Source organism: Planktotalea arctica, from assembly GCF_002105285.1.
Classification (GTDB): domain Bacteria; phylum Pseudomonadota; class Alphaproteobacteria; order Rhodobacterales; family Rhodobacteraceae; genus Planktotalea; species Planktotalea arctica.
The window spans coordinates 32,433-59,232 of record NZ_MUHR01000004.1 but is presented as its reverse complement, the minus strand read 5'-3'; the positions used below and the strand labels follow the sequence as shown (position 1 = coordinate 59,232).

Sequence of the window (26,800 nt, the reverse complement as noted above, 5' to 3'; positions counted from 1 at the left end):
TTTGAGACCATATTGACTTTGGCGCGCAGGCCTCGCACAACGGTTGCAAACGTAACGATATATCTTTGTTGTATCCTTGCGCACCTTTCCTAGGGAGATTTGCCTTATGTTGGACGATCGATATCAACTGGCCTTCAAGGCGTATCCTTATCAACGTTCACCAGATCAAGACGCGAAAACGCCGGTTCGGCATCCGGTGGTGATCATGGGAGGCGGTCCAATCGGTGTTGCGACAGCCCTTGATCTTGGGCGCCAGGGCATACGCGCGATTGTGCTCGATGATCACGAGGGCGTCGGCATGGGCAGCCGCGCGATTTGCTTTGCTAAGCGGTCCTTGGAGATCGCGGATCGCTATGGTTGTGCAGGTCCGATGCTGGAAAAGGGCGTCGTGTGGAACGTGGGCAAAGTGTTCTACGAGGATCGCAATGTGTTCGAGTTCAATCTGCTTCCCGAGGACGGCCACAAGTTCCCTGCCTTCATCAACATGCAGCAGCCCTATTTTGAGCAGTTCATGATCGATCGCGTACGCGAGTTGCAAGCAAAGGGTGCGCCGATTGAATTGCGCGGCAAAAATCGCGTGGATAGCGTCGAAATGAAAGAAGATCACGTGGTGATCCATGTGATGACGCTAGAGGGGCCGTATACGATTGAAGCGGATTGGCTGATCGGTGCGGATGGGGCGAACTCGCCGCTGCGGGGTATGCTGGGGCTGGAATTTGAAGGGCGCGTGTTCCAGGACAGTTTCCTGATTGCGGACATCAAGATGAAGGGCGATGCTAGCTTCCCGACGGAGCGTTGGTTCTGGTTCGAGCCGCCGTTCAAATCGGGGGCTTCGACGCTTTTGCACAAGCAGCCCGACGATGTGTGGCGCATTGATTTCCAGATAGGCTGGGACGTGGATCGCAAAGAGGAAATGAAAGAGGAGAACATCCGCGCGCGGCTGGATGCGATGCTGGGGCCTGACATTGAATACGAGATGGTCTGGTCCTCGATCTACACGTTCCAATGCAAGCGCATGGACCGTTTCCGCGAGGGGCGCGCCTTGTTCGCAGGCGATAGCGCGCATCAGGTTTCGCCCTTTGGGGCGCGCGGCGCGAATTCGGGCATGCAGGATGTGGATAATCTTGGGTGGAAGCTGGGGCTGGTTCTGAGTAGCAAAGCGCCGGAGACTTTGCTTGACAGTTATGATTTTGAGCGTGGGCATGGGGCGGACGAGAATATTCTTAACTCGACCCGCGCGACTGATTTCATTACGCCGAAGTCGGAGATTTCCAAGATCTTTCGTAATGCGGTTTTGAACCTGTCCGAAAAACACGCCTTTGCGCGCCCCTTGGTGAATTCGGGGCGCTTGTCGGTGCCTTGCACATACGATGGCTCTTCATTGAATAGCGTCGATGGTTTGAACGCTGGCCCCTTGCGCACGCGGCCTGGTTCATCTTGTCCTGACGCGCCTTTGGCGGATGGCTTTCTGTTGCCTGAATTGGGGGATGATTTTGTGATCCTGGCGATAGATGCCGAAGCGCCGGGCGCGTTCGAGCAATCGGGTCTAAACGTACGCGTAGTCTCTGTTTCCAGCGTCGATGACCCCAGCGGCCAGCTAGCTGGCCGCTACCTTGGAGAGGCGCATTCAGCCGTCTATCTGATCCGCCCCGACCAGCACGTCGCAGCGCGGTTTGAACACTTTTGTGAAGCATCGATGCGCGCTGCTCTGCGCCGCGCCAGCGGGCAGGAGGCCTAGCCATGAGTGACGTGAACTTGACCCCGAATATCGACAGGCCCGATGATTTTTACGCGGACCTGCTGGGCGCCCATGAGGGGCTGAGTAAAGAGCAAAGCGATGCGCTGAATGCGCGGCTGATCCTTGTTCTGGCCAATCATATCGGGGATAGCGATGTTTTGCGCGGCGCGCTTGAGGCGGCCAAACTATGATGGTGCTTTATTCCTATTGGCGCTCGACAACCTCTTACCGCGTGCGCATCGCTCTGAACCTGAAAGGGCTGGCGTATGAAACCCGCTCGGTTGATTTGGTTGCGGGGGCGCAGCACGCACCGGAATTTGCAGCGCTGAATCCGAGCCAAGGCGTGCCTGCGTTGGCGTTGGAGGATGGTAGCGTTTTGACGCAGTCCATGGCGATCCTCGATTATCTCGATGCGCTCGCGCCAGAGCCTGCGCTGCTTCCTGCTGATCCGCTGATGCGCGCTCGGGTTTTGGCGGCGGCACATGTGATTGCGCTTGATATTCATCCGGTGAACAACCTCAAGATTGTGGGGCGTTTGAAAGGTGAACATGGTGCCAGCGATGAGGACGGCGTGGCATGGATGCAGCACTGGATGTGCGAGGGTTTCAGAGCCTACACAAGGCTTTTGCCATATGAAGCGCATAGGTTCAGCTTTGGCGACACCCCGCTCTTGTGTGATCTTTGCCTCGTTGCGCAGCTCTATAATGCGCACCGTTGGGGTGTCGATATGAGCGAATTTTCCAGACTGCTCGAAATCGAAGCGGAGGCAATGAAGCTGGACGCCTTTCAGCGCGCCAAGCCCGAAGCGCAGCCAGACGCTAGCTCGTGAATAGGTTCCGACATCTTCAAACCATCCCCGATGGACCGTTTCGGTTCATCGCGATTGATGTCGAAACGGCCAATAAATCAAACGCAAGTATTTGCCAAATTGGTCTGTGCTTTGTAAATGTGCGCAACCAGTTACAGACATTCTCGACACTGGTGAACCCCGAAGGGCCGTTTGATCCGTTCAACACGCAAATCCATGGCATCACTTCAGATATGGTCACGCAAGCTCCAAATTTTGCGGATGCCTATGGTGCGCTCTATGCGGTGTTGGAAGATAACCATTTGGCGCGGCACAGCCGCTTTGATGAACGCGCATTCGAGGCGGCTTGCGCGCGCTATGAGATGAGCATGGTGACATCGCATTGGACGAACAGTGTGCAGGTCGCGCGTAAAGCGTGGCCTGAGTTCAAAGGAGCGGGTGGTCACGGGTTGGCTCATCTGAAAAAAGTTCTGGGTTTGGAGTTTCATCACCATGACGCCGGCGAAGATGCGCGTGCTTCCGCTACAGTCATTTTATTGGCGGAAGAACGTATGAGAGCGCCGTTGCCGCATCTAAAAGTAGAGCGGCAATTGACGTTTCAGTTCAACTAAGCCAGTTCAGCGCATGTAGGCGTTCATTGTGAGCAACTCGTACTCCGCCACTTTTTCAGCGTCCTGATTGGTGAGTGTGACGTGCCAGCGCACCTCGCCATATTCTTCATTGCGCGGCGTTTTCATTTTCACCGTCAGACGTACTTTGATAGTGTCGCCTGCCTGCACAGGTTTCATGAAGCGCAAACTATCAAGGCCGGTGTTGGCCAGTACCGGCCCCTCGTTCGGCTCGACGAACAGGCCGGCTGCGAAGCTGAGCAGTAGGTAGCCATGGGCGACGCGACCCGGAAAAAACGGGTTCCGCATGGCGGCGTCCTCGTCCATATGCGCGTAGAAGGTATCTCCAGTGAAATCGGCGAAATGTTCGATGTCGTCGCGTGTGATGATACGCGGATCGGTGTGGATGGTTTCACCAATCTGCACTTCGTGGAAGGTGCGCGTGAATGGATGGGCTGGGGCAGGCTTTTCGATCGCGCCATCGACCCAAGTGCCGCCAATCGCTGTCAGAATGTCGGGGCTGCCTTGGATCGCCGTCCTTTGCATGTAGTGCATCACGCCGCGCACGCCGCCGAGTTCCTCGCCGCCGCCAGCACGCCCCGGGCCGCCATGTACCATATGGGGAAGAGGGGAACCGTGGCCGGTGCTTTCCTTCATCGAATCGCGGTTGTTGAAATAGAGGCGACCATGGTACGCGCCAGCGCCCAGCACAACTTCGCGCGCAACGGCGGGATCCTGGGTGATAACGGAGGCGACAAGCGAGCCTTGGCCCTTGTTAACTAACCTTATGGCGTGGCTTAGATCGCGGTAGCCCATGACGGTGGAAACAGGGCCGAAGGCTTCTGTGTCATGCACGCGCTCGGCACTATCGGGGTTCTCGCAGTGAAAGACCATGGGAGTAAGGAACGCGCCCTTGTGGTCATGGAAGTCATTGTTGCCATAGACCTGTGTTGCCTCTGTCCCGATAATTGCTGCCTTCGCCAGAACATCGCGTTTTTGCGCGCCCGAGACCAGCGCGCCCATGCGTGTTTTGGGGTTGGAAGGATCTCCAATCACCGTTTTGGACAGGCGGTCGGACAGTGCATCTATCACGGCTTCAACATGGCTCTCGGGCGCAAGAATGCGGCGAATTGCGGTGCATTTCTGGCCCGCTTTTGCCGTCATTTCGCGTTGGACCTCTTTGATAAAGAGATCGAATTCGGGCGTATCAGGCCCCGCATCAGGGCCAAGGATAGAGGCATTCAGACTGTCCTGCTCGGCTACAAATCGGATGGAGTTCTTTAGAATATGTGGGTTTGAACGCAGCTTGAGAGCGGTCTGTGCAGAGCCTGTAAAGCTGACCATATCCTGCAGCGTAAGCCGATCCAGCATGTCACCGATGCCACCGCTCACGAGTTGCAAAGCACCCTCCGGCAGGATGCCGCTATCAAGCATTAAACGCACGGCGAGCTCGGTGACATAGCAGGTCGCTGTCGCCGGTTTCACGATCGCAGGAACCCCCGCCAAAAGGGTGGGGGCCAGTTTTTCCAGCATACCCCAAACCGGGAAATTGAAGGCGTTGATGTGAACGGCAACGCCTTGCATCGATGTGCAAATGTGCTGGCCAAGGAATGTGCCATTTCGCGATAGCTGCTCGACTTCGCCATCAATATACACATGCCCGTCAGGCATTTCACGGCGCCCCTTAGAGGCGAAAACGAACATCGTGCCAATGCCGCCGTCGATATCAATCAGGTGATCGGCCTGCGTTGCGCCTGTGGCAAAAGACAGATCATAAAGCGCTTGTTTATATTTATCGAGATGCGCCGCGAGCGCCTTGAGCATGCGGGCACGATCATGGAACGTCAGCTTGCGTAGGTTCGGTCCGCCCACTTTGCGCGCGTGATAGAGCATACCAGCGACGTCGAGACTGTCGTTGCCGGCCTCTGCCATCACCTCGCCTGTCACTGCATTTTCGATAGGGCGCGCACCCGCATTGGGGGTGACCCAGGCACCTGCGGCAAAGGAGTTAATCTGAAGCAGGGTCATGGCATCGATCCTTGGTTGACGGGTTTCGTTATTAATTGACCGCTTGGACGGGTTATGCAAGACATATCGAAACACGCGCCTTGGGAGGGGATGATGACACCGCAAGACAGAGCTGAGAAAGCCGGCAAGGCCATGTGGGCCAATGATCGTGCGTCGCCCTGGATCGGGATGCAGCTTGGCGAGGTTAACGAGGCGCGCGCGCGCATGACGCTTCACGTGCAAGAGCATCATTGCAACGGACATGGAATGTGCCACGGTGGGGTGATTTTTGCGCTTGCGGACAGCGCGTTTGCCTTCGCGTGTAATTCGCGAAACCAGAACACGGTCGCGCAGAATAACATGATTACCTTCGTCGCGCCCGGTCAGCTAGGCGATGTGCTGAACGCCGATGCGCGCGAAGTATCGCTGACGGGGCGTAGCGGAATTTACGATGTGCGGGTCACCAATCAAGACGGCACGCTGATCGCAGAGATGCGCGGGTTGTCGCGGGCGATAAAAGGCCAGCTATTTGACGAGGATATTTAGGATGAGCCATTTGAAACCGGACCCCGCCATTCTGGACCCGATCGAGATTGCCAGCCGCGACCAAATTTCTGCGCTGCAATTGGAGCGGATGAAATGGTCGCTGCGCCATGCCTATGAAAATGTGCCGATGTATCGCGCGCGGTTTGACGCGGCAGGGGTGCATCCCGATAATATGCAATCGCTGGCCGATCTGGCGGAATTTCCTTTCACTGTAAAGGATGATCTGCGCGACAATTACCCCTTTGGCATGTTCGCCGTGCCGCAAGACCAGATCGCTCGTATCCATGCGTCATCGGGCACGACGGGCAAGGCAACGGTGGTGGGATATACGGCCAATGACATCTCTAACTGGGCTGATCTGGTCGCGCGATCCCTTCGTGCGGCGGGGCTGCGCAAGGGCGATATGATCCATAACGCTTATGGTTATGGTCTGTTCACGGGTGGCCTTGGTGCGCATTACGGGATAGAGCGTTTGGGTGCCACGGTCGTGCCTATGGGCGGGGGGCAAACGGACAAGCAGGTTGGCCTGATCAATGATTTCAAGCCACGCGGGATCATGGTGACGCCCTCCTATATGCTCAACATTTTGGAGGCGTTTCATAAAGCTGGCCTTGACCCGCGCAAGAGTTCTTTGGAAGTGGCTGTGTTCGGCGCGGAGCCATGGACCGAAGCCATGCGCACAGAGATTGAAGAGGCTTTCGATTTGCATGCGGTCGATATTTACGGCCTGTCCGAAGTGATGGGGCCTGGGGTTGCGAACGAATGTGTTGAGACAAAGGACGGCCCTGTCATTTGGGAGGATCATTTCTACCCCGAGATCATTGATCCGGTGACGGGCGATGTGCTGCATGATGGGGAAGAGGGCGAGTTGGTTTTTACCACGCTCACAAAAGAAGGCATGCCGATCATCCGTTACCGCACCCGTGATCTGACGCGGCTTTTGCCGGGCACTGCACGTTCGATGCGGCGGATTGCCAAGATTACAGGACGCTCTGATGATATGATAATCTTGCGCGGCGTGAACGTGTTCCCGACGCAAATCGAGGAACAGGTGATGGCGACGGGTGGCCTTGGCCCGTATTTCCAGATCGAGCTGTATAAATCCGGTCGCATGGATGCGATGCGCGTTATGGTCGAAATGACGCCGGATGCGTCCGGCGAGGCGGCAAAGGATGCAGCGGCGCGGATGCTGACAAAGCGGATCAAGGATATGGTTGGGGTCTCGACCGAGGTAGTCGTTGGCGATCCTGGCTCTGTCGCGCGCTCGCAGGGCAAGGCCGTGCGCGTTGTGGATAATCGGGGTTAGCACATGGCGCGCCCTATTGCGAAAGATCATGGCGCTAAGCGCCTGCACATCCTGCGCGAAGCCGCGCGCGTGTTTGCTGAGGTTGGCATTGCCCGTGCGTCCATGGCGCAAGTGGCGGTGGCGTGCGGTGTGTCGAAGGCGAATATTTACCACTACTATGACAGTAAAGATGCGCTGCTATTTGATATTCTGGACAGCTATCTGAGTGCTCTGCGAGATCGTTTGGTTGGCCTTGATTTGGTCGATTTGGAGCCGTCCAGTCAGCTTTTGAGCTTCGTTACCGAAGTGCTTTTGGCCTATGATGGCATGGATGCAGAGCATCAAATCCAGACGGAAGGGATCGGAGTTTTGGCGGCTGCCGAGCAACAGGTCTTGAAAGGCTATCAGAGGGATATGGTGCGGCAACTCAGCGGAATCTTGCAAGGTGCAGCCCCCGCGCATTTGGTGAGCGACAAAGCCCGTTTGACCGCAACGACGATGTCGGTGTTTGGAATGCTAAATTGGTTTTATATGTGGAACAGTAGCGCGGATAGAGCAGCACGTGAAAGCTATGCTGCGCATGTAAGCGGATTGGTATTGGGAGCTCAGAAGAGTTATAGCTGAAAGTTGGTGACGGCCCGGATGGGCGGCATATCATGGCGTTGTTGACGCGCCGCAATTCTCATTGAGAAAGGGATATGCCACATGACCGAGAATACAGTTATCGACTTCGCGAGGCCAAGCGATTTTTCACCTGATCCGCTGACGGATGTGCTGCGCCAGGGTGCGCGTGAGCTTCTGGCGACGGCGGTGCGTGCGGAGGTTTCCGAGTTCATCGCGTCGCACGCCAATTTTCTGGACGATGAAGGTCGCCAGCGGCTGGTACGGCACGGGTTTCTGCCAGAGCGCGAAGTTTTGACCGGGATTGGCAAGGTTGCGGTTCAGGTTCCTCGGGTGCGGGACCGTGGGGCAAATGCGGATGGCTCGAAGGTCCGGTTCAGCTCTTCGTTGGTGCCGCCCTATCTGCGCAAGGCCAAATCCGTCGAAGAGCTTCTGCCCTGGTTGTATCTGAAGGGCATCTCGACGGGCGACTTCAGCGAGGCACTGGCTTCGCTTGTGGGGCCAGATGCTGATGGACTGTCCTCTTCCACGATTACGCGGCTGAAGTCGACTTGGTGGGACGAGTACGAAGCGTGGCGCAAGCGTGACCTCTCAGGAAAGGGCTACGTCTATATCTGGGCTGATGGTGTCTACTTCAATCCGCGTCTGGACGATGATCGTCAATGTATGTTGGTCATTATCGGTGCAGATTAATACGGGGACAAGGATGTTCTTGGTATCATGGACGGGTTCCGCGAGAACGCAGACAGCTGGCGGGATCTTCTTCGTGGCCTGAAGAAACGGGGGCTGAGGATTGCGCCTGATCTGGCCTGTGGGGACGGTGCTCTGGGCTTTTGGACCGCGCTGCGGGACGTGTATCCAACGACGAAAGAACAGCGCTTCTGGGTCCACAAGATGGCTAACATCACCGGCGCGACGCCAAAGCCCCTGCATGAAAAGGCCAAGGCAGCGCTGCAAGATATCTGGATGGCCAAGACGAAGAAGGAGGCCAATGCGGCCTTCGATCTGTTCGTTGAAACCTACGGCGTCAAATACGAGCGGGCGGTCAAGAAGCTGACCAAGGATCGCGACGTGCTGCCGACGTTCTACGACTTCCCAGCCGAACACTGGAAGCACATCCGCACGACAAACCCGATTGAAAATGTCTTTGCCACAGTCCGCAATCGGACACGCAAAACCAAGGGCTGCCTGAGCCGCAAAACCGCCCTCGCCATGGTCTTCAAGCTGATGATGTCAGCCAAGAAGAAATGGCGAAAGCTCAGCGGCACAAACCGACTGCCCGAAGTCATTCAAGGGGTTGAGTTCAAGGACGGGATCAAGCAACTTCAAAACGCCGCCTGATGGCAACCATCACCAACTTTTGGGCATAACTCTGTCAGAATTTTTTGTGAGCCTAGGTTTTTAACTGGCTTTGGTAACGTATCAGGCCCTATCAGATTTTGGGTTTTGACTTAGGTTTTCAAGTGGCTAGTCTCTCGCACGAAGGTCTAGGAAATATACTATGGTTACGACATTAGAAGAAGACGGGTGGGTGCTTGTTTCCGCTGTCCAACGCCTCCAAACAAGCCCCGATACATTCAAAATTCTGTCATAGGCGGGCCGCCGTAATTCGCTAAGAGGCGAGGCTGCGAGAATCTTGTTTGATATTGAAACGCGTGAAAGCGGGACTGTCATAGATCGTGGCATTGATAGAATGTGGGTGATTGTGATTTCTGTCCTAGGTGATCGTTACCGTGGCATACTAGATAACGACCCAGGGAAAGCCGACAGATTTAGATCTGTCTAAGGGCGATTTGATTGATTTTAACCCAAGCCACATCTGCGATATTGCCCAACCACCATGGGACTTTTTGAAAACGGTTTACAGTGAACATTTTTCGTAGGGAAATGCGACAATCTTCAACTTTTCCCCGCACAACACCTTTTAATTGATTTTTAGGCTTAGTTTCTCTTTAGGGTGGTAACAAGAGTTGGCTCATCTTTACTAACATCACCCCCGAACAGCCCCCTCCATCCGCTCGATCATGAACTCCATGAACAAACGTGCTTTGGGGTCTTGGTGGCGGCGGTGTGTATAGAGGCAGGCCATTTGCACAGGTAGCGGCGGTGTTTCTTCGGCAACGGCAAGTAAAGCGCCTGACTTTAGATGATGGGCGATCTCGAACACGGGACGCAGCGCGATGCCGGCGCCTTGCAGCGCCCAATCGGTCAACACATCGCTGTCGTCACACTCGAACCGGCCTTGCACGTCGAACTTGCGTGGGCCGTCTACGGTGGACAACTCCCACTGGAATTCAGTCGCGCCGGGGAAGCGCAAATTTAGGCAATTGTGCTTGCCGCGATCAATGTCTGCGCCGCTTTTGGGATGGCCATGCTCGGCCACATAAGACGGGCTTGCGCACAACATGCGTTCGCAACCGGCGATCTTGCGGATGCGCATGTTTGAATCCTCGGGGCGACCAAGGAAGAACGCGATGTCGAGCCCTTCGGCGGTCAGGTCGATCTTGCGATCTGTCATGCGCAGACGCACATCCACTAGCGGATATTCCGCGGCGAACTCTGGCACATGGGGCGCAATCAGGCGGCGCCCCACGCCGAGGGGGGCCGCGATATGCAGCGTGCCGCGCGGGTTTTCAGTGGCATCGCCCACGCCCGCTTCAGCGGCCTCGACCGCCTCTAGAACCGAACATGCGCCCACATAAAAGATGCGTCCCTGTTCGGTCGGGGTCAGGCTACGCGTAGTTCGTTGGAACAGGCGCACACCCAAATGCCCCTCAAGTTGTGAGATACGCGCAGAGGTGACTGCAGGCGAAATGCGTTGATCGCGCGCAGCGGCGGACATAGAGCCCAACTCATAGATGCGCACGAAGGTTCGGATGTTATCAAAATATGACATTATGCGGAATTTTTTGACACTCTTTGTATAATGCCAATTATAGCGGAAAAATAATCCAGTGGATAGTCTGTGCCTTAACAGAGGGAGAAATCATCAATGTACGATCTGGCAATCATTTGGGACTGGCTCGCGTTCGTGGTGCGTTGGCTGCATGTCATCACCGCTATGGCGTGGATCGGCGCGTCCTTCTTCTTTATCGCTTTGGACCTTGGTCTGAAGAAAGCCCCGAATATGCCCGCAGGCGCGAGCGGTGAGGAATGGCAAGTGCACGGCGGCGGATTCTATCACATCCAGAAATATCTAGTGGCGCCCGAAAACATGCCCGAACATCTGATCTGGCACAAATGGCAAAGCTATATCACATGGGTTTCTGGCGCGGCCTTGCTGATGATCGTTTATTGGGCGGGGGCCGAGTTGTTCCTGATTGATCCGGCCAAGGCCGATCTTTCGGTGTTCATGGCGATCGTGATTTCCGCAGGCTCGCTGACGATCGGTTGGATCGCCTATGACTTCATGTGCAAATCCAAGCTAGGTGAAACGCCGACACTGCTGATGGTTCTGCTTTTTGTGATCCTTGTGGTCATGGCGTGGGGTTATAACGAGATTTTCACAGGTCGTGCAGCCTTGCTGCACCTTGGTGCCTTCACCGCGACGATCATGACGGCGAATGTGTTTTTCATCATAATGCCGAACCAGCGTATCGTCGTGGCCGACCTTAAAGCAGGGCGCACGCCTGATGCGAAATACGGCAAGATCGCCAAATTGCGCAGCACGCATAACAACTACCTGACGCTGCCTGTGATTTTCCTGATGTTGTCCAACCACTATCCTTTGGCGTTCGGGACTGAGTACTCTTGGATCATCGCATCGTTGATCTTCCTGACGGGCGTCACGATCCGTCATTACTTCAATACGCTGCATTCCACGGGTAAGGGGCCTAGCTGGACCTGGGCTGTGACGGTTATCCTGATGATCATCATCGCATGGCTGTCTACCGCAAATACGTGGGGCGCGGACTATGATGTTGCTGACGCGCAGCCGCTCTCAAATCATCAGGAAATGATGGTAGCTTCGGCGGGATACGAGGAGGTCGAGAACATCGTTCTCGGCCGCTGCTCCATGTGCCACGCCCGCGAGCCAAGCTGGGACGGCATCCGCTGGGCACCTAAGGGCGTTTTCCTTGAGACGCGCTACGACATCGTGCGCTCTGCGCGCGAGATTTATCTGCAAGCCGGCGTTAGCCACGCGATGCCGCCGGCCAACATCACAGAGTTACCCGACGAAGACCGCGCTAAAATCGTGCGCTGGTTCCGCGGCGCTGGGAAGGTGGCAGCGGTTGAGGGCTAAGGTTTGGTTGAGCGGTGCGAACGGGCGAGTAGATCGCAAAGACGTTACGGTTTGACAAACCGAGCGTAACCTCTGCATCAAGAGAGCCTACTTTGTCACGTGCTATCGCGGTGCCATGCGGATTGCTCCGTCAAGGCGGATGACCTCCCCGTTGAGCATGGGGTTGTCGATGATGTGGCAGACCAATTTGCCAAATTCAGCTGGATGACCAAGGCGGGAGGGGAAGGGAACTTGTGCGCCGAGGGACTGTTGAACGTCCTCTGGCAGGCTCTCCAGCAGGGGCGTGAGGAAAAGACCTGGCGCAATAGAGCAGACACGAACACCCTTGTCCGCTAGATCGCGTGCCATGGGCAAGGTCATCCCAACGATGCCGCCCTTGGAGGCGGCATAGGCGATTTGGCCGATTTGCCCGTCAAAGGCGGCAACGGAAGCTGTGTTAACGATGACGCCGCGCGCGCCGTCTGACTGCATGGGGTCGAGAGCGAGCATATGAGCAGCGGCTTGCGAGGCGCAGTTGAACGAGCCGATAAGGTTGATGCGAATAGTCTTGTCGAACATCTCGAAATCGTGCGCTTCGCCGCGACTGACGGTCTTGCCCGCTAGACCGATGCCCGCACAATTGACCATGACGCGCGCTGCGCCGAGCTCTGCAAGCACCTTGTCCATGCCTGCCTTGACGCTCGCGGGGTCGGAGACATCGACTTTGCAAAAGATACCGCCCAAAGCGCTGGCATGGGCGTCGCCCTTTTCTTCGTTCAGATCAAAGAGCGCAACTTTGAGGCCAGCATGCGAAAGCGCGCTGGCGGTTGCTGCACCAAGTCCTGATGCACCGCCTGTGACGATGGCGGTTTGTCCGGCCCAATCGTTAAGGTTCATTTTCTGTCTCTCCCCAAATACCGTTGATCTGCTTTGAATTTCCGTGCAGTTTTGCTCAGAAGACAACTGATGAGCAAGGTGTTTTGCGGCAGCTTGAAGTCAGGCGCATTGTAATCACGAAACGTAAGCGCCCCTGTCGTATCGGGATATGAAATTGTGCCACGCAGACTGGTGCCAATGACGGCACAAAACAAAGTTTGGGTCTGGCGCGCTGTGTTCAGACGCTTTTTTCTTTGGTGCGGGTCATCGGCTTTGTTTAGAAATCGTCGGATTCAGGTACGTTTCCGAAGCGCGCGAGAAATGTTGGCGCGCTGACCTCGCCGGAACCAGCGTCTTCGACTATCATATAGGCATCGGCACCTGCGCAGCTCTCTAGTAGGCTTTCCCGCTCTGCACGATTGCTGGCCTCGGCTTCAGTGGTGTATTGAAATTGCTTGTCGATTTTCAAACCGGCTGGGCGACCTTTTGTCGGCTTGGTTTCGATGTAGGTCTGGCAAATATAGTGGGTTTTGTCGGCGTTTTCTTGATCGTCTGACATTGGGTCTTCCTTAGTGTGAGCACCGCTTACCCCTACGCGTAATCAGGCGGTAAGTCTTTCGCAACATTGACCCGATTGTGCGCTGTTTTGGAAAAACTGAAGTGGTCCGGTAAAATTGGACAGCGCGCTACGGTGTACCCAACACGATTGAATGGATACGAGAATGACAAAGTGGCGGAATTTTTCAGACAAGTTTAAGGCTACCGTGGCGCCTGAGGCGCTGCGTGTTGACAAGACAGTGCAGGAAAGCGCGGCGAAGTGCCAACTGAACCGCCCCGGTTTTACCGGAGACTGATTTGTCTTAGTTACGCGGCCATGTCTGATCTTTCCAGAGCTGCATGGAAGTTTACCTCTGCTTCAGCTGGCGGTATATTCCCTATATGCTCCAGCAGGCGGCGATTGTTGAACCAGTCGACCCATTCAAGCGTGGCTTATTCGACAGCTTCAAAGCTGCGCCAGGGGCCACGCCGGTGAATGACTTCAGCTTTGAAGAGACCGTTGATTGTTTCGGCCAAAGCATTGTCATAGGAATCCCCAACGCTGCCGACTGACGGTGCAATCTTCGCCTCTGCCAGTCGTTCGGTGTATTTGATCGACAAGTATTGGGCGGATTCAATCGGTCGTCGCAACGGTTCTAAAATGGAGACTGTTATGACGACACACAAACGTGCCTCTGATCAAAGCACACGATTAAAACTGAGTTCGCCTGGAAGGCCGAAAGCGACGCACCGAGAACAGCATGTCACGTTCTGGACACTGATCAGGAAGGGGCTTTCCAGCGAAGATGCTGCGGTTCAGGTTGGCGCGTCCGCTCCTGTTGGCGGTCGTTGGTTTAGGGAGGCCGGAGGCATGCCACCATCTCAGTACTCAACATCTTCAGGGCGGCTATCTGGGCGGTATTTATCTTTCAATGAGCGTGAAGAGATTGCTTTATATCGGGCTCAGGGCTTCGGTGTTTGTGTCATCGCTCGCAAAATTGGACGGGCTGCGTCGACCATATCAAGGGAGTTGCGTCGCAATTCTGCAACACGTAGTGGTGGTTTTGAGTATCGCGCGACGACGGCACAATGGCACGCCAATCGAGCTGCGAAGCGCCCTAGAATAGCAAAGCTGGCCAAAAACCTGGCGTTACGCCAGTATGTCGAAGACCGGCTTTCAGGACAGATCTTGAGCCCCGATGGGACAGTGATTGCTGGTCCCAATGTGCGCTGGACAAAGCGACGTTCGGTCCGTCGTCAGCACCGTAAGTGGGCTCTGGCGTGGAGCCCTGAACAGATTGCCCGACGGCTACCATTGGATTTTCTGGATGACCCTTTAATGCGCATCAGCCCTGAAACCATCTATCAGTCTTTGTTCATTCAGGGTCGTGGTGCGCTACGGCGCGAATTAGTTGCCTGCTTGCGCTCTGGCCGCGCCTTGCGTGTTCCTCGTGCGCGACGAAAAGGTAAAGGAAGAAACTTCGTACCAGATGAAATCATGATCAGTGAACGTCCGGCCGAAGTCGCGGATCGGGCTGTGCCGGGCCACTGGGAGGGTGACTTAATTCTTGGTCTGAAAAGCTCAGCCATCGGCACGCTTGTCGAACGTAAAACCCGTTTCACCCTTCTGTTGCACTTGCCACCAAAGCCAGGTCACGGTGATGGTCCGCGCCAGAAAAACGGTCCTGCTCTGGCTGGACATGGTGCCGAAGCGGTTCGGGACGCAATTGCAAGATCCATTCAAGACCTGCCAGAACACATGCGCAAATCGCTGACCTGGGATCAGGGCGCCGAAATGGCGCAACACGAAAAGCTCAAGTCTCAGGCAGGGATCGATATCTATTTCTGCGACCCTCAAAGCCCGTGGCAACGCGGGAGCAATGAAAATACAAACGGCCTTCTGCGGCAATACTTCCCTAAAGGCACAGACCTCAGCAAGCACAGTCGAAATGAACTGGACGCAGTGGCACATACCCTGAACAGCCGACCCCGCAAAACTCTCGGATGGAAAACACCGGCTGAAGCATTGGACGAAACCCTAGCATGAGATATAAACCAACCGTTGCGACGACCGATTGAATCCGCCTTGCGATCCGCGATCTGAGTGATGCACCAGTTGATCTTGTGCTGGCCTGCGTTGATGAATGGTCTATTCCAATGCGTCGAGAACAAAGCCTGCATTGGTTGTGCGGCTTGCGCGCCAGCCAACGATGCGCTGCGCAAAAACATCTATGACGAAGGCCACATAGACAAAACCTTGCCCCCCTCTCAGCTATGCAAGCATCGCCTGCCGGGCAGCGGTGGCGACATAGGTGAAGTCACTGACCCATAGGACGTTTGGCGCAGGTGCGTGGAACTGGCGGTTCACCCTGTCCAACGGACAAGGTAACGCTTTGTCAGGGATCGTCGTTCTTGGCTTTTTACCCCGAATGACGCCTTCAATACCAATGTCTTTCATCAGACGTGCGACTGTACAGCGCGCAATATCAAAGCTTTCCCTGTGCATCTGATGCCAGACCTTCCGCACGCCGTAGACTTTAAGATTTTGCTCAAAGACCCGTTCGATCTCGGGCTTGAGTTCAGCATCGCGCTTAGCACGGTCCGACAGGTGGGACGGATCGGCCCGCTTGGCCATGTTGTCATAGAAGGTGGCTGGGGCAATCGGCAGAGCCCTGCAAATCGGCTCGGCCCCATGATCATCGTGGTGATCTTCGATGAACTGGATCATTTCTTGAACGGGCGGTCGAGCTCCGCCTGTGCAAAATACGCGGAAGCCTTGCGAAGGATCTCGTTGGCTTGCTTCAGCTCGCGGTTCTCACGTTCCAACGCCTTCATTTTCTGCGCCATCTCGGTTGTGATGCCGCCACGCTGGCCGGTATAAACCTCGACCTTATTGCCCCATTCGTTCAGTGTTTGCGGCGCACAGCCGATCTTCGCAGAAATCGACACGATCGCCGCCCAACGGCTCTCATGCTGCCCTTCGCCATTTAAAACCATCCGTACCGCACGTTCGCGGACTTTTGGCGTATACTTGTTTGTTGTCTTGTTCATCATGCTCCATCCTACTCATGAGTTGGAGCATCTGGCAAACAGGGGGCGGTTCAGAGCGATACGTTTGGCGCGATTTTTGAAGCGCCTCCAATGGGAACGGCACGCGCCCATTCGATGCCAAAAATCGCATAAGTGCGCTCATGTGATATTGCCATAAGCATCGGTACTGAGCTTAGGGGTCGGTGCAATCAGAGGGTCGACAATCAATCTCTCTAACATTGTCTTGAACAGATTGTAGTCAACGCCAAACCGCTTTTCCCGGAACATGAACTTGGATGGATGGTCTTTCTTGCGAACAAAGGACAAGGCATGCTTATGAAGTAGCCGCAGCTACTCGCAACTGGGAACAGATCGAAGGAGGGCTTTTAACTCTTGTGAGCCTTGCCGAACCCGAAAATACGCGCTGACGCAGACTACCGAGCATTTATGCACAACACGAAATGGTCATGCAGCAAAGCCTGATCAATTAGTTATCATTTACCGGCACTTCTGCCAAAGCGGGTTTTCAGCCAAACGTTATATTTTGGCTCAAACAGAGCTCAATGTTCAGAATGACCTGTTTGGTACTCAGCTACAAAGCTTGCCGAATCGAAAACACCAAAATACCGTCACATGAGTGTTACGAAACATGGCTGAGGGGCCTATGACAGATTACATTGCCGAACTCGATGAAAAACAAAATGTTGCAGCTGTTTGGGTCAAGGAAAATTTGGCGCGCGGGCCGAGCGTTTTTGATCCTCGGAAACATATCTTTGATCCGAACAAGAATTCTGTTTTTATTGGTGCCTCAGAAGAAAAAATTATGAGCTGGATCGCTGGCATTGATCGGCAGGGCCGCATGTCGCGCTGACGCAGTACAGCTGGATTGGTCAATTAAGAACGTGATCCAGCACTATTGCGCATCTTCGTGAACTCAATCGACTTGTTTGCGGAATGGACGTTCTCAAATCACCACACCAAGATCACTCAGCGCGCGAAATACGTTTGGCATGTCAACCTTATCACACTGTTCCAGGACGAGGTGCCGGTCGCTTTTGCAAGCAGCCAAGGCACGGAAGACAGCTGTCCATTCGATTTCCCCTTCCCCCGGGGCCCTGTGGCGGTCGGCATGTCCATCGACATCTTGCAGGTGGATATGGGCAAGCTGCGCACCGGCATCAGTGATAAAGTCGGCAACGGGCGGGGCGCCAGACATGCGACGGGCTAACTGAGCGTGCCCGGTGTCGATGGAAAGTGCGATTGCTTGTGAGCCAAAGCTATCCACCATCGCGCGACGTGTTTCTGGGCGAACGTCCTGAATGTTTTCGATCACAAGAGTGATGCCCATGTCTTCGGCTGCGCGCACGACAGGGTCTAGAATTTGATGGATGCGGCCAATCTTGCTTTCGGCGTAGCCCGGAAAGCTGAAGAAGTTGTTCTGATACCAAGCCGTGTAAGGGGAATGCAGGACCATCTGGCGCGCGCCGATCCGATCCGCGGCCTCGAGAGCTTTGAGGAACCGCGCAGTAATGATCGGGCGCAGTTCCGGGTCTTTTTTGTCGATATCCAGACCTTCAAAGGGCCCATGAATGCCAAGGCGTCCAGTATGCCCATCAAGCGCCGTCTTGGCGGCGGCAATGCGATCGTCGAATCCGGTGGTTAGCGCGACATGGGACATGAAATCCTGTAGTTCGATATCGCGGGCGGCATCAAACAGCCAATCGCGGTGGTCTGCAATCTCAGATGTTTTCAGGCAGGCGCCTATTTTGAGCGGGGTCATGTCTGTGGGTCCTTGGGTCGGGAATAAACATATAGGTAGCGATGGCACAGCAAAGACACATGGCCATGACAGCAAAAGACCACCAGCCGCCGTAGGTTTGCGTGGTCCATGCAAAAACAAAAGGGGCAGAGGAGTTGATCCCCATTTGCACGAAGGAGATCCACCCCAGTCGTGCGCCGTAACCTTTGGCACCGAATAGCGCCAAAGGCAGGGTACCGCGCGCGATGGTTTTGATCCCGTCGCCCATTCCGTAAAGTGCGGCCGCAAGCAGAAGTCCAGTTAACGTAAACCCGAAGATCAACAGGACGACAAAGCCAGAAAACATCAGGCCAAGGCTAAGCGCATAGGTCAATAACGGGTACATGCTGCGACTCACCACCATCTCAAAAAACCGGCCCACGGTCTTAAACGGCCCGATCACTGCGCCGGCGAAGGCTGCCATGGCCGCCGTGTGGCCCAAGTCCTGAACATTGGTCACCCAAAGTGTCATAACAGCGCCCATCAGGTAGCCTGAAAAAATGAAAGAAACGACCATCCACAGCATTGCCTGCTTGCGCAGATGCCCGGTCAGTTCGGGCCAGTCCGGCGCATTGTCAGGTTTGGGTGCATCGGCTTCACGTTCAGGTCCGCGCAAGACAAAGAAGTGGATCGGTGTGCAGATCACCAAGGCACTGAAGCCGAGGATCACCCATGTTGTTTCCCAGCCGTACCGGTTAAACAGCGCGAGAGTCAGCGGCCAGAAAATAGTCGAGGCGACCCCGCCAAACAGCGTGATGACAGAAATCGAGCGTTGCGGCAGAACGCCTAGATCCAGTCGCGCCACACTGGCAAAAGCCACATTATACAGCACGAACATGCCAGCGCCTTCGGCCACCAGGATCAGCACAAACAACCCGATCCGCCCTTCAATTTGGCTCATCGCTATCAGCGCAAGGCTGGCTACGATTGACCCCAGTGTCATCACCCAGCGACCGCCACAGTGGTCCACCAGTTTTCCGGCAATGGGTGAGACCAGGCCGCCAAAGAAAAGGCCCAGCGACAGAATGCCGAATACCTCTGACAGAGTCAGTCCAAGATCATTGGCCATTTCTGGTAAGAGCACCGCATAGGCGTACATCAACGTCCCGTAGCCCATGATCTGGGTTACGCCGAGTCCAATGGCAGGAATATAATCGCGGTTCAGTCTTGGCAGGTTCATCCAGCCGGTATACCGCGATAGGCGCAACGGCCCGCAACCCATGTTCCCTGAATGGCCGGGACAGAGCCGTCGGGCCAATCCACCAGAACAAGGTCCGCGCGCTTGCCAACAGTGATGTCGCCCCGGTCGGGCAAACCCATCGCCCGCGCGGGGCCAGATGAAACGAGCGACCAAAGCGCAAGCCGATCCGCGCGGCGCTCTGCGTCAAGCTTGGCAATTGCGGTCAGCATGGCGGGGTAGAAATAATCCGAAGCGAGCGCATCGCACAGACCGGCCTCCACCATGTCACCCGCACCAAGCGAGCCTATATGGCTCCCTCCACGGGCGGCATTCGGCGCGCCAAAGATGATCAGATCACCACCTTTGCGGGCCGCTTCTGCTGCCTCAATCACCATCGGAAATTCCGCCACTCCTGCGCCAAGCTCGCGGAAATAGGCGCGGGTTTCCGCCCGTGTATCATCGTGGCTTAGCATGGGCGCTCCCGCTGTTCGGGCCATCTGTGCAACCGATGCGATTGCGTCCGGCACCTCGCTGCGCCGATCCCAGACGCGGCCCAGGAGCGCGATATAGTCTTCCTCACTCAGCCCTGCGCGATGGGCTTTGGAAGCGGTGCGCTTTTTCATGCGCGCGTCGTCTAAAGAGGCGATTGAAAAATCCGGGGACAGCTCAAAAGCGCGGTCCTGAATTGGGACGTCATAGGCCCTCATGGTCATGGACGTGTGGTCGTTGAATGCCACAGAAGGCAATAGCGGCCCGGCAAGCGCCCATTCGATAACGTCCAAAGCCTCGAACGCGAAGGTTTCCCACCGAAGCTGCACGCGGTTTTCCACGGTCAGCCGCGCGGCCAGATCGCGCATGGCTTGCATGAGTTCGCGGCCGCGTGCCACATCGCGCAACCCCGGCTCCCATCCCAGCGTGATGGCGTGATAAGCGGTGGCTATCCCGTTGGTTGCAAGTTGACGGTCAGTGTCGATGAGCGCCGTTTCGGTTGGGAAGAAAACCCCTGGACGGGGCATCAGCTGGCGTTCGAACGCATCGCCATGTACGTCGATCAGGGCAGGGGCCAATATCAATCCACGTGCGTCGATCACCTCGCCTTGCGCGCGGCCACCTAATTCGACGATCTTGCCATTGCTAATGGCAACAGTCGTCTCAGTGATCTCGCCGGGCAGGTAGACTTGTGCGCCTTCAAAGGTAATCATTCAAAGTCGTTCCATTGTAAGATGCCAGTGGAAAGTCCCCGGCTTTTCGTGTTCACGGTCCTCAAGCTTCAGGCATTCAAAACCTGAAAACAGGGCCAACAGATCGGCCGCCGCGCAAAAGTAGTGCGGGTGCATTTTGTCCGTACCGAGCGCATCAAAAACCCATGCGTTGCGGCTGATTTCACGACCTGTGTATTTCGCCTGCTCATGCGACAGGCGGCGTTTGGACAGCATGGTGCCCATATAGCTGCCGCCGGGCTTTAGTACGCGACGAATTTCGGCAATGGTGCGCAGCAGGATGTCTTCATCGCCATGGTAGATCACGTTCCAGCTGAGCACGTGGTCAAAGGCGTGATCCTTGAACGGCAGCGTATCCATGCGGGCCAGAACTGTTTCTACGCCACCGGCCCTTTCAATCTCTGCCAACCCGCGGGGCGCGGCATCCAAAGCGATCACGTCAAAGCCCTGGGCTGTCAGCCAAAGCGCGTGACGCCCCACGCCCGCCCCCAGATCAAGAATGCGTGCGCCTTGTGCCAGACCAGCCGCCCATTCTTGCACGTCCTTCTCGGGCGTCAGCCACTTGCTATCTTCTTCGATGGATTTCCATTGGTCATTCCAATGCTGGTCTGCTGTATCCGATTTCACCGTTGTTCTCCGATAATTTTGGTGCGGGCCCAGCCGCTGACGAGCTCGATCCCGATCACAACAACTGCGATCATCAAGATCACGGTCATCGCTGTGGGGTAATCGAAAAGGTCAAAGCCAACTTTAAGCTCGATCCCGATCCCACCCGCACCGACAAGGCCAAGGATAGTCGACGACCGGACGGCTTTCTCCAAGGCAAAGAGAGAGGTGGAAATGAAAGCAGGCAGGCTGCCGGGGATCGTGGCACAGGCCACAACATCGAGTTTCCGCGCACCAGTGGCTGTTAGGCTTTCCGCGGGGCCTTTGTCGGTTGCTTCCATGTCGTCGGCGAAAAAGCGACCGCAAAAGCCGATTGTGTCGATCACGATTGCCAGCATGCCTGCAAAGGGGCCAAGGCCCACGGCCACAACGAAAACCAGTGCCCAGGCAATGTCGGGGACTGCACGGATGAAACTCAGCCCGGTGCGTACAATTTGGTTCACCAATGGGCCGGCGATCAGCCCCTTTGCTGCCAAGAGTGCGACAGGAACGGATAGGATTACCCCGATAACAGCACCGGCAACCGCGATTTGTAGGGTTTCGACCATCTTCCAGCCCAGCCGCGTGAGCACTTGTGGGTCAAGGTTCGGCGGGAAGGCCCGCGCGGCGAAATCGGCAAAGCGGGGTGGGGAGCTGGCTACTTTTTCAAGCGAGAAGCCGGCACCGGCAAGGCACCAGAAGATGATGACAAGTCCAAGCGCATAGCCCAAAAAACTGATGGCAGAGGGCCGCTCAAACCGCGCCAGCTCAAATCGGGCCCGTTCATTCCTGGGAGACGCAGTATCAGTCATAAAGACCTCTCAGATCGGCGGAACTCAGCGAGGCTGCTGTCGCATCAAGTTGAATGCGCCCCTGCGCAAGGCCAAGCAAGCGGTCGCCGTATTTCAATGCATGTTCAATGTTGTGCGAGGTAAAGACGACCGTCACATTCTCGTCGCGGACGAGTTGGAAGAACAGCTCCATCACGTCTTCGCCTGCACTTGGATCAAGTGACGCGCAAGGCTCATCCGCAAAGAGAACCTTGGGCGCGCCGACGATGGCGCGGGCAATGGCCACGCGTTGCGATTGCCCGCCCGATAGCCGATCCGCGCGCCGGTGCGCGAAATCAGCAAGGCCAACGCGTTCCAAAGCCTGCATGGCAGTTTCCCGAGAGAATTGGGGGGCCAGCGAATGGCTCCAATGGCGTATGCCGGGATGCTTGCCTAGAAGACCGTGCAAGACATTTGAAAGCACAGTCAGTCGGGGCACCAGGTTGTGCTTCTGAGAGACCAGACCGACCTGCGCGCGAATGTTGCGCATCTGGCGCCCGGTTGCTTTATCTGTCTGCTGTCCCAGCAAATGCACAGTGCCACCTGAGGTTGGGATCAACCCCATCAGGCAGCGCAGCAGGGTCGATTTCCCAGTGCCGTTGGCACCAACAAGTGCTGTCGCCTCTCCGCGGGCGAGGCGGAAACTCACGTCGGAAAAGATCGGCGTTGCCCCAAAGGTTTTGGAAAGGGCGCGGGCTTCAATTTCAACTGAACAAACCGGAGCGAAGGCCGCCCCGGTTTGTTCAGTCAGCACATCCGGTGCCGCCGGACTTCTCAGCAAAAGATCAGTCACCGATGAAATTGTCGAACTGAGGGTATCCCGCATTCGTGTACATCGAACGGACGTAGTCATACGCGCTGTCTTCAATCGCAACGAGGTCCATGCCGACATACTTGTCGTTTTCTTCGTGAGCCGTGATGCCTGCGATGACCTGCGCCTTGTTCCCAAGGACCGCGTCGCGCACTGCTTCGGCAGCCTCGGTTGGCACATGTGCACCCACCATGATCATGTCATTGGGCAGGTCGCCCGAGCGCGCAATCATCTTGTAAAAACCGTAAGGCAGCTCCGTTTGGCCATTGCGGACGCCGATGAAAGTGCCTGCATTCATGCCAAGCGCGTCAATATCGCCGTTGTTCAACGCCTCAAAGGCGATGTTGCGTGAGGTGTGGGTTTTTTCAATGTCATTCACCGGATCGACGCCGTGATCAGCGAGTACCTGCATGGGGCAAAGCATGTTTGAGGTCGAACCGATATCGCCAAAGGCGACCGACTTGCCGATCAGATCAGCAGGCACGTTGATGCCGCTGTCAGCGCGCACGATAATGGCACAGTGATAATCAGGGCGACCGAGGCCGATCAGCGGCGTGGCATTGGTCAGCTTGTTGATAACCACATATTCTGCAGGTCCAGAGACTACGAAATCCACGGTCTCACCGCGCAGCGCCTCGGCTGCAGCCGTGCGCGAGTTTACTGCATAGAATTCGAATGTGTCGCCGGTGGCCACTTCAAGCGCCTCCTTAAACGGGCCCCATTCCAGTTGCAGGCGTTCCATGCCTTCAACATCTGTGACGGCAAGTTTCCAGGTTTCTGCTGTCGCTGCAAAGGCAGACACAGTGGCAAGGCTTACACCCAGCAAAAGAGATTTCAGTTTCATAGCACCCTCCAGGTTTATTCATTCGGATGAATAGTGGGACTGCGTATCAATGGCGCTACAGTTTCATGAAACCTTTGTGACGTATGCGGCCGAGACTCCAAAAGCCTCAGCCAACTTTGTTACCTTGGCTCCAGACGCCGCGGAGCAGAGGTATTTGGTCGATTTTGCGCACACGCAGAACATCACCGCGCAAACCTGTTTTCAAAGCACCCCGGTCATGCAACCGCACGGCCTTTGCGGGGTTGCTTGTCACTGTAGCAATGGCGCGGGGAAGGTCATTCCAAATATCTGCAAGGCGGAAGGCAGACAAAAGCAGTGCCGAGGGCACGTAGTCTGATGAGACAATGTCGAGAAGATCAGCTTTTGCGAGATCCACCGCCGCAACATTGCCGGAGTGGGATCCGCCGCGGATCAGGTTGGGCGCACCCATCATCACGGCAATGCCGTGGCTGCGACAGGCGGCTGCGGCCTCAACCGTTGTGGGAAACTCGGCAAAACCCACGCCGTTCACCGCAGAGGTGCCTACATGATCGGCCGTGGTATCATCATGGCTGGCCAGAACTGCACCCAGGCGGCGGGCCTCTTTCACTGCACCCGCCTCGTGCTTTGCCCCGAAGCGTTTTTGCAGACCCAACAGGGTCTCAACATGTTCGGCAAACTCTGCGTCGTTCATACCGCGCTTCTTTGCGACGTATGTTTTCAGCGCGGTCAGATCGCGAAACTGGCGCTGGCCCGGGGTGTGATCCATCAGGCTGACGATGCCGACCCTGTCTGACGATCCGAACGCCGCCAATTCCTCAAGCAGCGTCTCTGAACAGATTTCTGCCCGTAGATGGAGGAAATGACTGATCTTGAAATACCCTTGTGCACGCGCCGCCAAGAGTTCATCCGCCAGCTTTCGGGCGTAGTCGATGTAGCGTCCCTTGCCGCTGTGGATGGACCCCACCCGCATGGCGTCAAACACCGTCGTGATGCCAGTGGACGCCAGCTCTGCATCGTGCGCGATCAGGGCGGGCAAATGTGGCCAGTCCACCTCTGGGCGCGGTTCGATATGGCGTTCGACATTGTCTGTATGCAATTCGACAAGACCGGGAATAACGAGATCACCGGCACAATCCAGGGCACCGGTTGGGACATGATCCCCTTCAGCAATGTTACAAATGACGCCTTTTTCGATTGTCACTGCACCAGTGAGTACCTGATCTACCAACACAAGCTGCGCATTGGCGAGACATAGGTCGCTTGACACATCGTTGTCACAAGCCTTCGTTAACGAGGTCGTGGGAAAAGGGGAATTCATGTCATACTCTCGATTTGCAATTTACTATGTGCCGCCGGTAGGGCCCTTGGCCGATTTCGGCGCGTCTTGGCTCGGTTGGGATGTTTTGCATGGCTGTGAGGCATCCCAGCCCAATATGCCGGGTCTGGATGACATCACGATGACACCGCGCAAATACGGGTTTCATGCGACTTTGAAGCCGCCGTTTCGTCTGGCTGAAGGGCAAGATGTGAAAGCTTTGGAAGCCGCTGTATCTGACCTTGCTGCAGGCCTCGCGCCGGCCATATGCAACGAATTGGAACTGACGACTTTGGGCGGTTTTCTGGCGCTGACCCCCCAAGACGATATGCAAGCTGTGCGCAGGGTTGCCGGCGCCTGTGTGCGAGAGCTTGATCGGTTTCGCGCCCCGGCTTCCGAGACAGAAAGCGCGCGCCGCCGCAAAGTTGGTCTGAGCCCGCGGCAAGAGGCGCTGCTCGCGCAATGGGGCTATCCTTACGTGATGGAGGAGTTTCGGTTCCACATGACCCTGACGGCGCGGCTGCCGCAGGCTGACATCGCCCGATGGTCGGCCGCTGTGCGGCGTCATTTGCCGGACCTGCGTGGCCTTTTTGTGCTGGATCAGATCGCTTTGTGCGGTGAGCGGAAAGATGGCCGGTTCGAGGTGATCCATTGCTACAAGCTCACCGGCTGAAGCAGTGCCGCCCCTCGGGCGACGGTCTGGGACAGCGGGCCATCGTTGGCGAGGTTGATCACCTTGAGCCCAGCCGGCAAGGGCTTGTCAGCCTGGGCAAGGCGTTTGCTGATCTCCTCCTCTGTCTCACGGGCCCGCGCGGCCAGACGGTGCGAAAGCGTTTCCGGTTTCGCGGTGATGTTGAGAACTTCGAGGCGTGGGAAAATTTCCGCCGCCTGCGCCAGTGCCTTGCGCGAGAAATTGACAAGGCAATCGATGCCCTTGCCCAATTGGTATTTGACGGTGATCGGAATGCCGTAATGCAGCCCATGCGCGCCCCAATGCACGGCAAATGCACCATCTTCCGCCATGGCTTCAAATTGTGACACAGACACCGCATCGTAATCCTCGCCACCCAAGTCGGGCGCCCGTGTGATGACGCGGCGCACTAGATACAAATCGGGTATTGCGCCGTGTAGGCCTGCCATCACGCTGTCCTTGCCGACACCCGATGGGCCGACCACCGCGATGAGGCGTCCCCCAGACTTTGAGACAAGCGTCATGCAGCCATTCCGGGGGTAAAGCGGCCGACATCAATTTCACGATCACAGACTCGGGTACGGGCTGCCTCATCATGGAAAATACCGATGATGGCCGCACCTCGCGCTTTGGCGTCCTCGATCAAGGAGAGCACCACCTCGCGGTTCGCAGCGTCGAGGCTCGCGGTAGGTTCATCAAGCAACATCGCAGGGTAGGTATGGGCAAAACCACGGGCAATATTGACGCGCTGTTGCTCGCCGCCCGAGAAGGTTGTGGGGGACAAGGACCACAGCCTCTCGGGGATATTTAATTGGGTCAGAAGCGCCGATGCGCGGTCCTGCGCGTCGTCTGCCGGTACGCCCAAAGCGCGCAGAGGCTCAGCAACCACATCGAGCGTTGGTACGCGTGGAACCACACGCAGAAACTGGCTAACATATCCTAGCACATCACGGCGCAATTTGATGATGTCGCGCGGCTCAGACCTCACGATGTCTAAACCGCCAATGCGAATTTCACCTGCCTGCGTCAGGTAATTGCCGTAGATCATCCGCATCAGCGTGGATTTACCAGCACCAGAGGCCCCAGTGAGCGCCACGCATTCACCGGGGGCAACCGCGAAGGACACATCGCTGATCACTTCGATCACGGCACTCCCCTGATTGTGCAGGGTAAAGGTTTTGGAAACGTTTTTGAGTTCAATCATCG

General features: G+C 56.1%; 24 protein-coding genes, 4 pseudogenes and 1 other annotated feature. Of the genes and pseudogenes, 12 read left to right on the top strand and 16 right to left on the bottom strand.

Translation table 11 applies throughout. The features are described from left to right. Positions 1 to 106 precede the first annotated feature (106 nt). The 4 genes from B9P63_RS04525 to B9P63_RS04510 are packed head-to-tail and all read left to right on the top strand — an operon-like array spanning position 107 to position 3,157. Positions 107 to 1,738 carry an FAD-dependent oxidoreductase gene (locus B9P63_RS04525; RefSeq protein WP_085307377.1) on the top strand — a complete coding sequence of 544 codons (1,632 nt, stop codon included), beginning with the start codon at positions 107 to 109 and terminating at the stop codon, positions 1,736 to 1,738. Positions 1,739 to 1,740: 2 nt separating this feature from the next. Beyond that, on the top strand, positions 1,741 to 1,929 hold the full coding sequence (locus B9P63_RS04520; RefSeq protein WP_085307376.1) for a DUF2783 domain-containing protein: 189 nt from the start codon (positions 1,741 to 1,743) through the stop codon (positions 1,927 to 1,929). Further along, a complete protein-coding gene (gene maiA / locus B9P63_RS04515; protein WP_085307375.1) occupies positions 1,926 to 2,567 on the top strand; it encodes a maleylacetoacetate isomerase in 642 nt (213 codons plus the stop codon). The genes B9P63_RS04520 and maiA overlap by 4 nt, the downstream gene beginning before the upstream one ends. After that, entirely contained in the window at positions 2,564 to 3,157 is a 594-nt protein-coding gene (locus B9P63_RS04510) for a 3'-5' exonuclease (RefSeq protein ID WP_085307374.1), read from the top strand. The genes maiA and B9P63_RS04510 overlap by 4 nt, the downstream gene beginning before the upstream one ends. Positions 3,158 to 3,163: 6 nt before the next feature. Here the strand turns inward: B9P63_RS04510 and paaZ are convergent, their stop codons facing one another. Beyond that, positions 3,164 to 5,182 (bottom strand): phenylacetic acid degradation bifunctional protein PaaZ, encoded by a 2,019-nt coding sequence (gene paaZ, locus B9P63_RS04505; RefSeq protein ID WP_085307373.1) that lies wholly within the window; start codon positions 5,180 to 5,182, stop codon positions 3,164 to 3,166. Between the two features lie 93 nt (positions 5,183 to 5,275). Here paaZ and paaI point away from each other — a divergent pair, with 93 nt between their 5' ends. From paaI to B9P63_RS04485, 4 genes and pseudogenes are all read left to right on the top strand, one after another. Next, positions 5,276 to 5,707 (top strand): hydroxyphenylacetyl-CoA thioesterase PaaI, encoded by a 432-nt coding sequence (paaI, locus tag B9P63_RS04500; protein WP_085307413.1) that lies wholly within the window; start codon positions 5,276 to 5,278, stop codon positions 5,705 to 5,707. Between the two features lies 1 nt (position 5,708). Continuing rightward, positions 5,709 to 7,013: a phenylacetate--CoA ligase PaaK gene (paaK, locus tag B9P63_RS04495; RefSeq protein WP_085307372.1), complete on the top strand. Its 1,305-nt coding sequence runs from the start codon at positions 5,709 to 5,711 to the stop codon at positions 7,011 to 7,013. A 3-nt stretch (positions 7,014 to 7,016) separates the two neighbouring features. Next, a complete protein-coding gene (locus B9P63_RS04490; RefSeq protein ID WP_085307371.1) occupies positions 7,017 to 7,616 on the top strand; it encodes a TetR/AcrR family transcriptional regulator in 600 nt (199 codons plus the stop codon). A gap of 81 nt (positions 7,617 to 7,697) precedes the next feature. Further along, positions 7,698 to 8,954, top strand: a pseudogene (locus B9P63_RS04485) (IS256 family transposase). Positions 8,955 to 9,603: 649 nt separating this feature from the next. Here the strand turns inward: B9P63_RS04485 and B9P63_RS04480 are convergent. Continuing rightward, entirely contained in the window at positions 9,604 to 10,509 is a 906-nt protein-coding gene (locus B9P63_RS04480; protein ID WP_085307370.1) for a LysR family transcriptional regulator, read from the bottom strand. A gap of 96 nt (positions 10,510 to 10,605) precedes the next feature. Here B9P63_RS04480 and B9P63_RS04475 point away from each other — a divergent pair, with 96 nt between their 5' ends. Next, on the top strand, positions 10,606 to 11,856 hold the full coding sequence (locus tag B9P63_RS04475) for a urate hydroxylase PuuD (RefSeq protein WP_085307369.1): 1,251 nt from the start codon (positions 10,606 to 10,608) through the stop codon (positions 11,854 to 11,856). 102 nt (positions 11,857 to 11,958) lie between these two features. On the opposite strand, the gene B9P63_RS04470 is transcribed toward B9P63_RS04475, so the two are convergent. From B9P63_RS04470 to B9P63_RS04455, 3 genes and pseudogenes are all read right to left on the bottom strand, one after another. Further along, positions 11,959 to 12,732 (bottom strand): SDR family NAD(P)-dependent oxidoreductase, encoded by a 774-nt coding sequence (locus B9P63_RS04470; RefSeq protein WP_085307368.1) that lies wholly within the window; start codon positions 12,730 to 12,732, stop codon positions 11,959 to 11,961. 256 nt (positions 12,733 to 12,988) lie between these two features. Next, positions 12,989 to 13,270 carry a hypothetical protein gene (locus tag B9P63_RS04465; RefSeq protein ID WP_085307367.1) on the bottom strand — a complete coding sequence of 94 codons (282 nt, stop codon included), beginning with the start codon at positions 13,268 to 13,270 and terminating at the stop codon, positions 12,989 to 12,991. Positions 13,271 to 13,575: 305 nt separating this feature from the next. Continuing rightward, positions 13,576 to 13,878 (bottom strand): annotated as a pseudogene (locus tag B9P63_RS04455) (integrase core domain-containing protein); the annotation flags it as partial. Positions 13,879 to 13,921: 43 nt separating this feature from the next. Between B9P63_RS04455 and B9P63_RS04450 the strand changes: the two are divergent. After that, positions 13,922 to 15,327, top strand: a pseudogene (locus B9P63_RS04450) (IS30 family transposase). Here the strand turns inward: B9P63_RS04450 and B9P63_RS19390 are convergent. Next, positions 15,305 to 16,299, bottom strand: a pseudogene (locus tag B9P63_RS19390) (IS3 family transposase); the annotation flags it as partial. The pseudogenes B9P63_RS04450 and B9P63_RS19390 sit on opposite strands and share 23 nt — an antisense overlap. Further along, positions 15,902 to 16,018, bottom strand: a sequence feature (AL1L pseudoknot). Its footprint overlaps the pseudogene before it by 117 nt. A 643-nt stretch (positions 16,300 to 16,942) precedes the next feature. Here B9P63_RS19390 and B9P63_RS04435 point away from each other — a divergent pair. Further along, entirely contained in the window at positions 16,943 to 17,149 is a 207-nt protein-coding gene (locus B9P63_RS04435) for a hypothetical protein (protein WP_139816201.1), read from the top strand. A 93-nt stretch (positions 17,150 to 17,242) separates the two neighbouring features. On the opposite strand, the gene B9P63_RS04430 is transcribed toward B9P63_RS04435, so the two are convergent. The 8 genes from B9P63_RS04430 to B9P63_RS04395 form a co-directional block, all read right to left on the bottom strand. Further along, complete coding sequence (locus B9P63_RS04430) at positions 17,243 to 18,058, bottom strand: sugar phosphate isomerase/epimerase family protein (RefSeq protein ID WP_085307363.1); 816 nt, start codon at positions 18,056 to 18,058, stop codon at positions 17,243 to 17,245. Continuing rightward, entirely contained in the window at positions 18,018 to 19,283 is a 1,266-nt protein-coding gene (locus B9P63_RS04425; RefSeq protein ID WP_176219100.1) for an MFS transporter, read from the bottom strand. Before B9P63_RS04425 ends, B9P63_RS04430 begins: the two co-directional genes overlap by 41 nt. Further along, positions 19,253 to 20,458 carry an alpha-D-ribose 1-methylphosphonate 5-triphosphate diphosphatase gene (locus tag B9P63_RS04420; RefSeq protein WP_085307361.1) on the bottom strand — a complete coding sequence of 402 codons (1,206 nt, stop codon included), beginning with the start codon at positions 20,456 to 20,458 and terminating at the stop codon, positions 19,253 to 19,255. The genes B9P63_RS04425 and B9P63_RS04420 overlap by 31 nt, the downstream gene beginning before the upstream one ends. After that, positions 20,459 to 21,103, bottom strand: coding sequence for a class I SAM-dependent methyltransferase (locus tag B9P63_RS04415; protein ID WP_085307360.1), 645 nt, complete (start codon positions 21,101 to 21,103; stop codon positions 20,459 to 20,461). Then, positions 21,100 to 21,933 carry a phosphonate ABC transporter, permease protein PhnE gene (gene phnE / locus B9P63_RS04410; protein ID WP_085307359.1) on the bottom strand — a complete coding sequence of 278 codons (834 nt, stop codon included), beginning with the start codon at positions 21,931 to 21,933 and terminating at the stop codon, positions 21,100 to 21,102. The genes B9P63_RS04415 and phnE overlap by 4 nt, the downstream gene beginning before the upstream one ends. Further along, complete coding sequence (locus B9P63_RS04405; protein WP_085307358.1) at positions 21,926 to 22,777, bottom strand: phosphonate ABC transporter ATP-binding protein; 852 nt, start codon at positions 22,775 to 22,777, stop codon at positions 21,926 to 21,928. The genes phnE and B9P63_RS04405 overlap by 8 nt, the downstream gene beginning before the upstream one ends. After that, positions 22,737 to 23,606 carry a PhnD/SsuA/transferrin family substrate-binding protein gene (locus B9P63_RS04400; protein WP_085307357.1) on the bottom strand — a complete coding sequence of 290 codons (870 nt, stop codon included), beginning with the start codon at positions 23,604 to 23,606 and terminating at the stop codon, positions 22,737 to 22,739. Before B9P63_RS04400 ends, B9P63_RS04405 begins: the two co-directional genes overlap by 41 nt. Positions 23,607 to 23,712: 106 nt before the next feature. After that, positions 23,713 to 24,906 (bottom strand): alpha-D-ribose 1-methylphosphonate 5-triphosphate diphosphatase, encoded by a 1,194-nt coding sequence (locus B9P63_RS04395; RefSeq protein WP_085307356.1) that lies wholly within the window; start codon positions 24,904 to 24,906, stop codon positions 23,713 to 23,715. Between B9P63_RS04395 and B9P63_RS04390 the strand changes: the two genes are divergently transcribed. Beyond that, a complete protein-coding gene (locus B9P63_RS04390) occupies positions 24,905 to 25,576 on the top strand; it encodes a DUF1045 domain-containing protein (RefSeq protein ID WP_085307355.1) in 672 nt (223 codons plus the stop codon). The two genes, B9P63_RS04395 and B9P63_RS04390, sit on opposite strands and share 2 nt — an antisense overlap. Here the strand turns inward: B9P63_RS04390 and phnN are convergent. Then, positions 25,558 to 26,118 carry a phosphonate metabolism protein/1,5-bisphosphokinase (PRPP-forming) PhnN gene (gene phnN, locus B9P63_RS04385; RefSeq protein WP_085307354.1) on the bottom strand — a complete coding sequence of 187 codons (561 nt, stop codon included), beginning with the start codon at positions 26,116 to 26,118 and terminating at the stop codon, positions 25,558 to 25,560. The two genes, B9P63_RS04390 and phnN, sit on opposite strands and share 19 nt — an antisense overlap. Beyond that, positions 26,115 to 26,798, bottom strand: coding sequence for a phosphonate C-P lyase system protein PhnL (gene phnL / locus B9P63_RS04380; protein WP_085307353.1), 684 nt, complete (start codon positions 26,796 to 26,798; stop codon positions 26,115 to 26,117). The genes phnN and phnL overlap by 4 nt, the downstream gene beginning before the upstream one ends. Positions 26,799 to 26,800: the final 2 nt, after the last annotated feature.

Bases quoted from the DNA above. Each gene is read 5' to 3' on its own strand.
- B9P63_RS04525 (WP_085307377.1), top strand. From the start codon at position 107: ATGTTGGACGATCGATATCAACTGGCCTTCAAGGCGTATCCTTATCAA.
- B9P63_RS04520 (WP_085307376.1), top strand. From the start codon at position 1,741: ATGAGTGACGTGAACTTGACCCCGAATATCGACAGGCCCGATGATTTT.
- maiA (WP_085307375.1), top strand. From the start codon at position 1,926: ATGATGGTGCTTTATTCCTATTGGCGCTCGACAACCTCTTACCGCGTG.
- paaZ (WP_085307373.1), bottom strand. From the start codon at position 5,182: ATGACCCTGCTTCAGATTAACTCCTTTGCCGCAGGTGCCTGGGTCACC.
- paaI (WP_085307413.1), top strand. From the start codon at position 5,276: ATGACACCGCAAGACAGAGCTGAGAAAGCCGGCAAGGCCATGTGGGCC.
- paaK (WP_085307372.1), top strand. From the start codon at position 5,709: ATGAGCCATTTGAAACCGGACCCCGCCATTCTGGACCCGATCGAGATT.
- B9P63_RS04490 (WP_085307371.1), top strand. From the start codon at position 7,017: ATGGCGCGCCCTATTGCGAAAGATCATGGCGCTAAGCGCCTGCACATC.
- B9P63_RS04480 (WP_085307370.1), bottom strand. From the start codon at position 10,509: ATGTCATATTTTGATAACATCCGAACCTTCGTGCGCATCTATGAGTTG.
- B9P63_RS04475 (WP_085307369.1), top strand. From the start codon at position 10,606: ATGTACGATCTGGCAATCATTTGGGACTGGCTCGCGTTCGTGGTGCGT.
- B9P63_RS04470 (WP_085307368.1), bottom strand. From the start codon at position 12,732: ATGAACCTTAACGATTGGGCCGGACAAACCGCCATCGTCACAGGCGGT.
- B9P63_RS04465 (WP_085307367.1), bottom strand. From the start codon at position 13,270: ATGTCAGACGATCAAGAAAACGCCGACAAAACCCACTATATTTGCCAG.
- B9P63_RS04435 (WP_139816201.1), top strand. From the start codon at position 16,943: ATGACAGATTACATTGCCGAACTCGATGAAAAACAAAATGTTGCAGCT.
- B9P63_RS04430 (WP_085307363.1), bottom strand. From the start codon at position 18,058: ATGACCCCGCTCAAAATAGGCGCCTGCCTGAAAACATCTGAGATTGCA.
- B9P63_RS04420 (WP_085307361.1), bottom strand. From the start codon at position 20,458: ATGATTACCTTTGAAGGCGCACAAGTCTACCTGCCCGGCGAGATCACT.
- phnE (WP_085307359.1), bottom strand. From the start codon at position 21,933: ATGACTGATACTGCGTCTCCCAGGAATGAACGGGCCCGATTTGAGCTG.
- B9P63_RS04405 (WP_085307358.1), bottom strand. From the start codon at position 22,777: ATGCGGGATACCCTCAGTTCGACAATTTCATCGGTGACTGATCTTTTG.
- B9P63_RS04400 (WP_085307357.1), bottom strand. From the start codon at position 23,606: ATGAAACTGAAATCTCTTTTGCTGGGTGTAAGCCTTGCCACTGTGTCT.
- B9P63_RS04390 (WP_085307355.1), top strand. From the start codon at position 24,905: ATGTCATACTCTCGATTTGCAATTTACTATGTGCCGCCGGTAGGGCCC.
- B9P63_RS04395 (WP_085307356.1), bottom strand. From the start codon at position 24,906: ATGAATTCCCCTTTTCCCACGACCTCGTTAACGAAGGCTTGTGACAAC.
- phnN (WP_085307354.1), bottom strand. From the start codon at position 26,118: ATGACGCTTGTCTCAAAGTCTGGGGGACGCCTCATCGCGGTGGTCGGC.
- phnL (WP_085307353.1), bottom strand. From the start codon at position 26,798: ATGATTGAACTCAAAAACGTTTCCAAAACCTTTACCCTGCACAATCAG.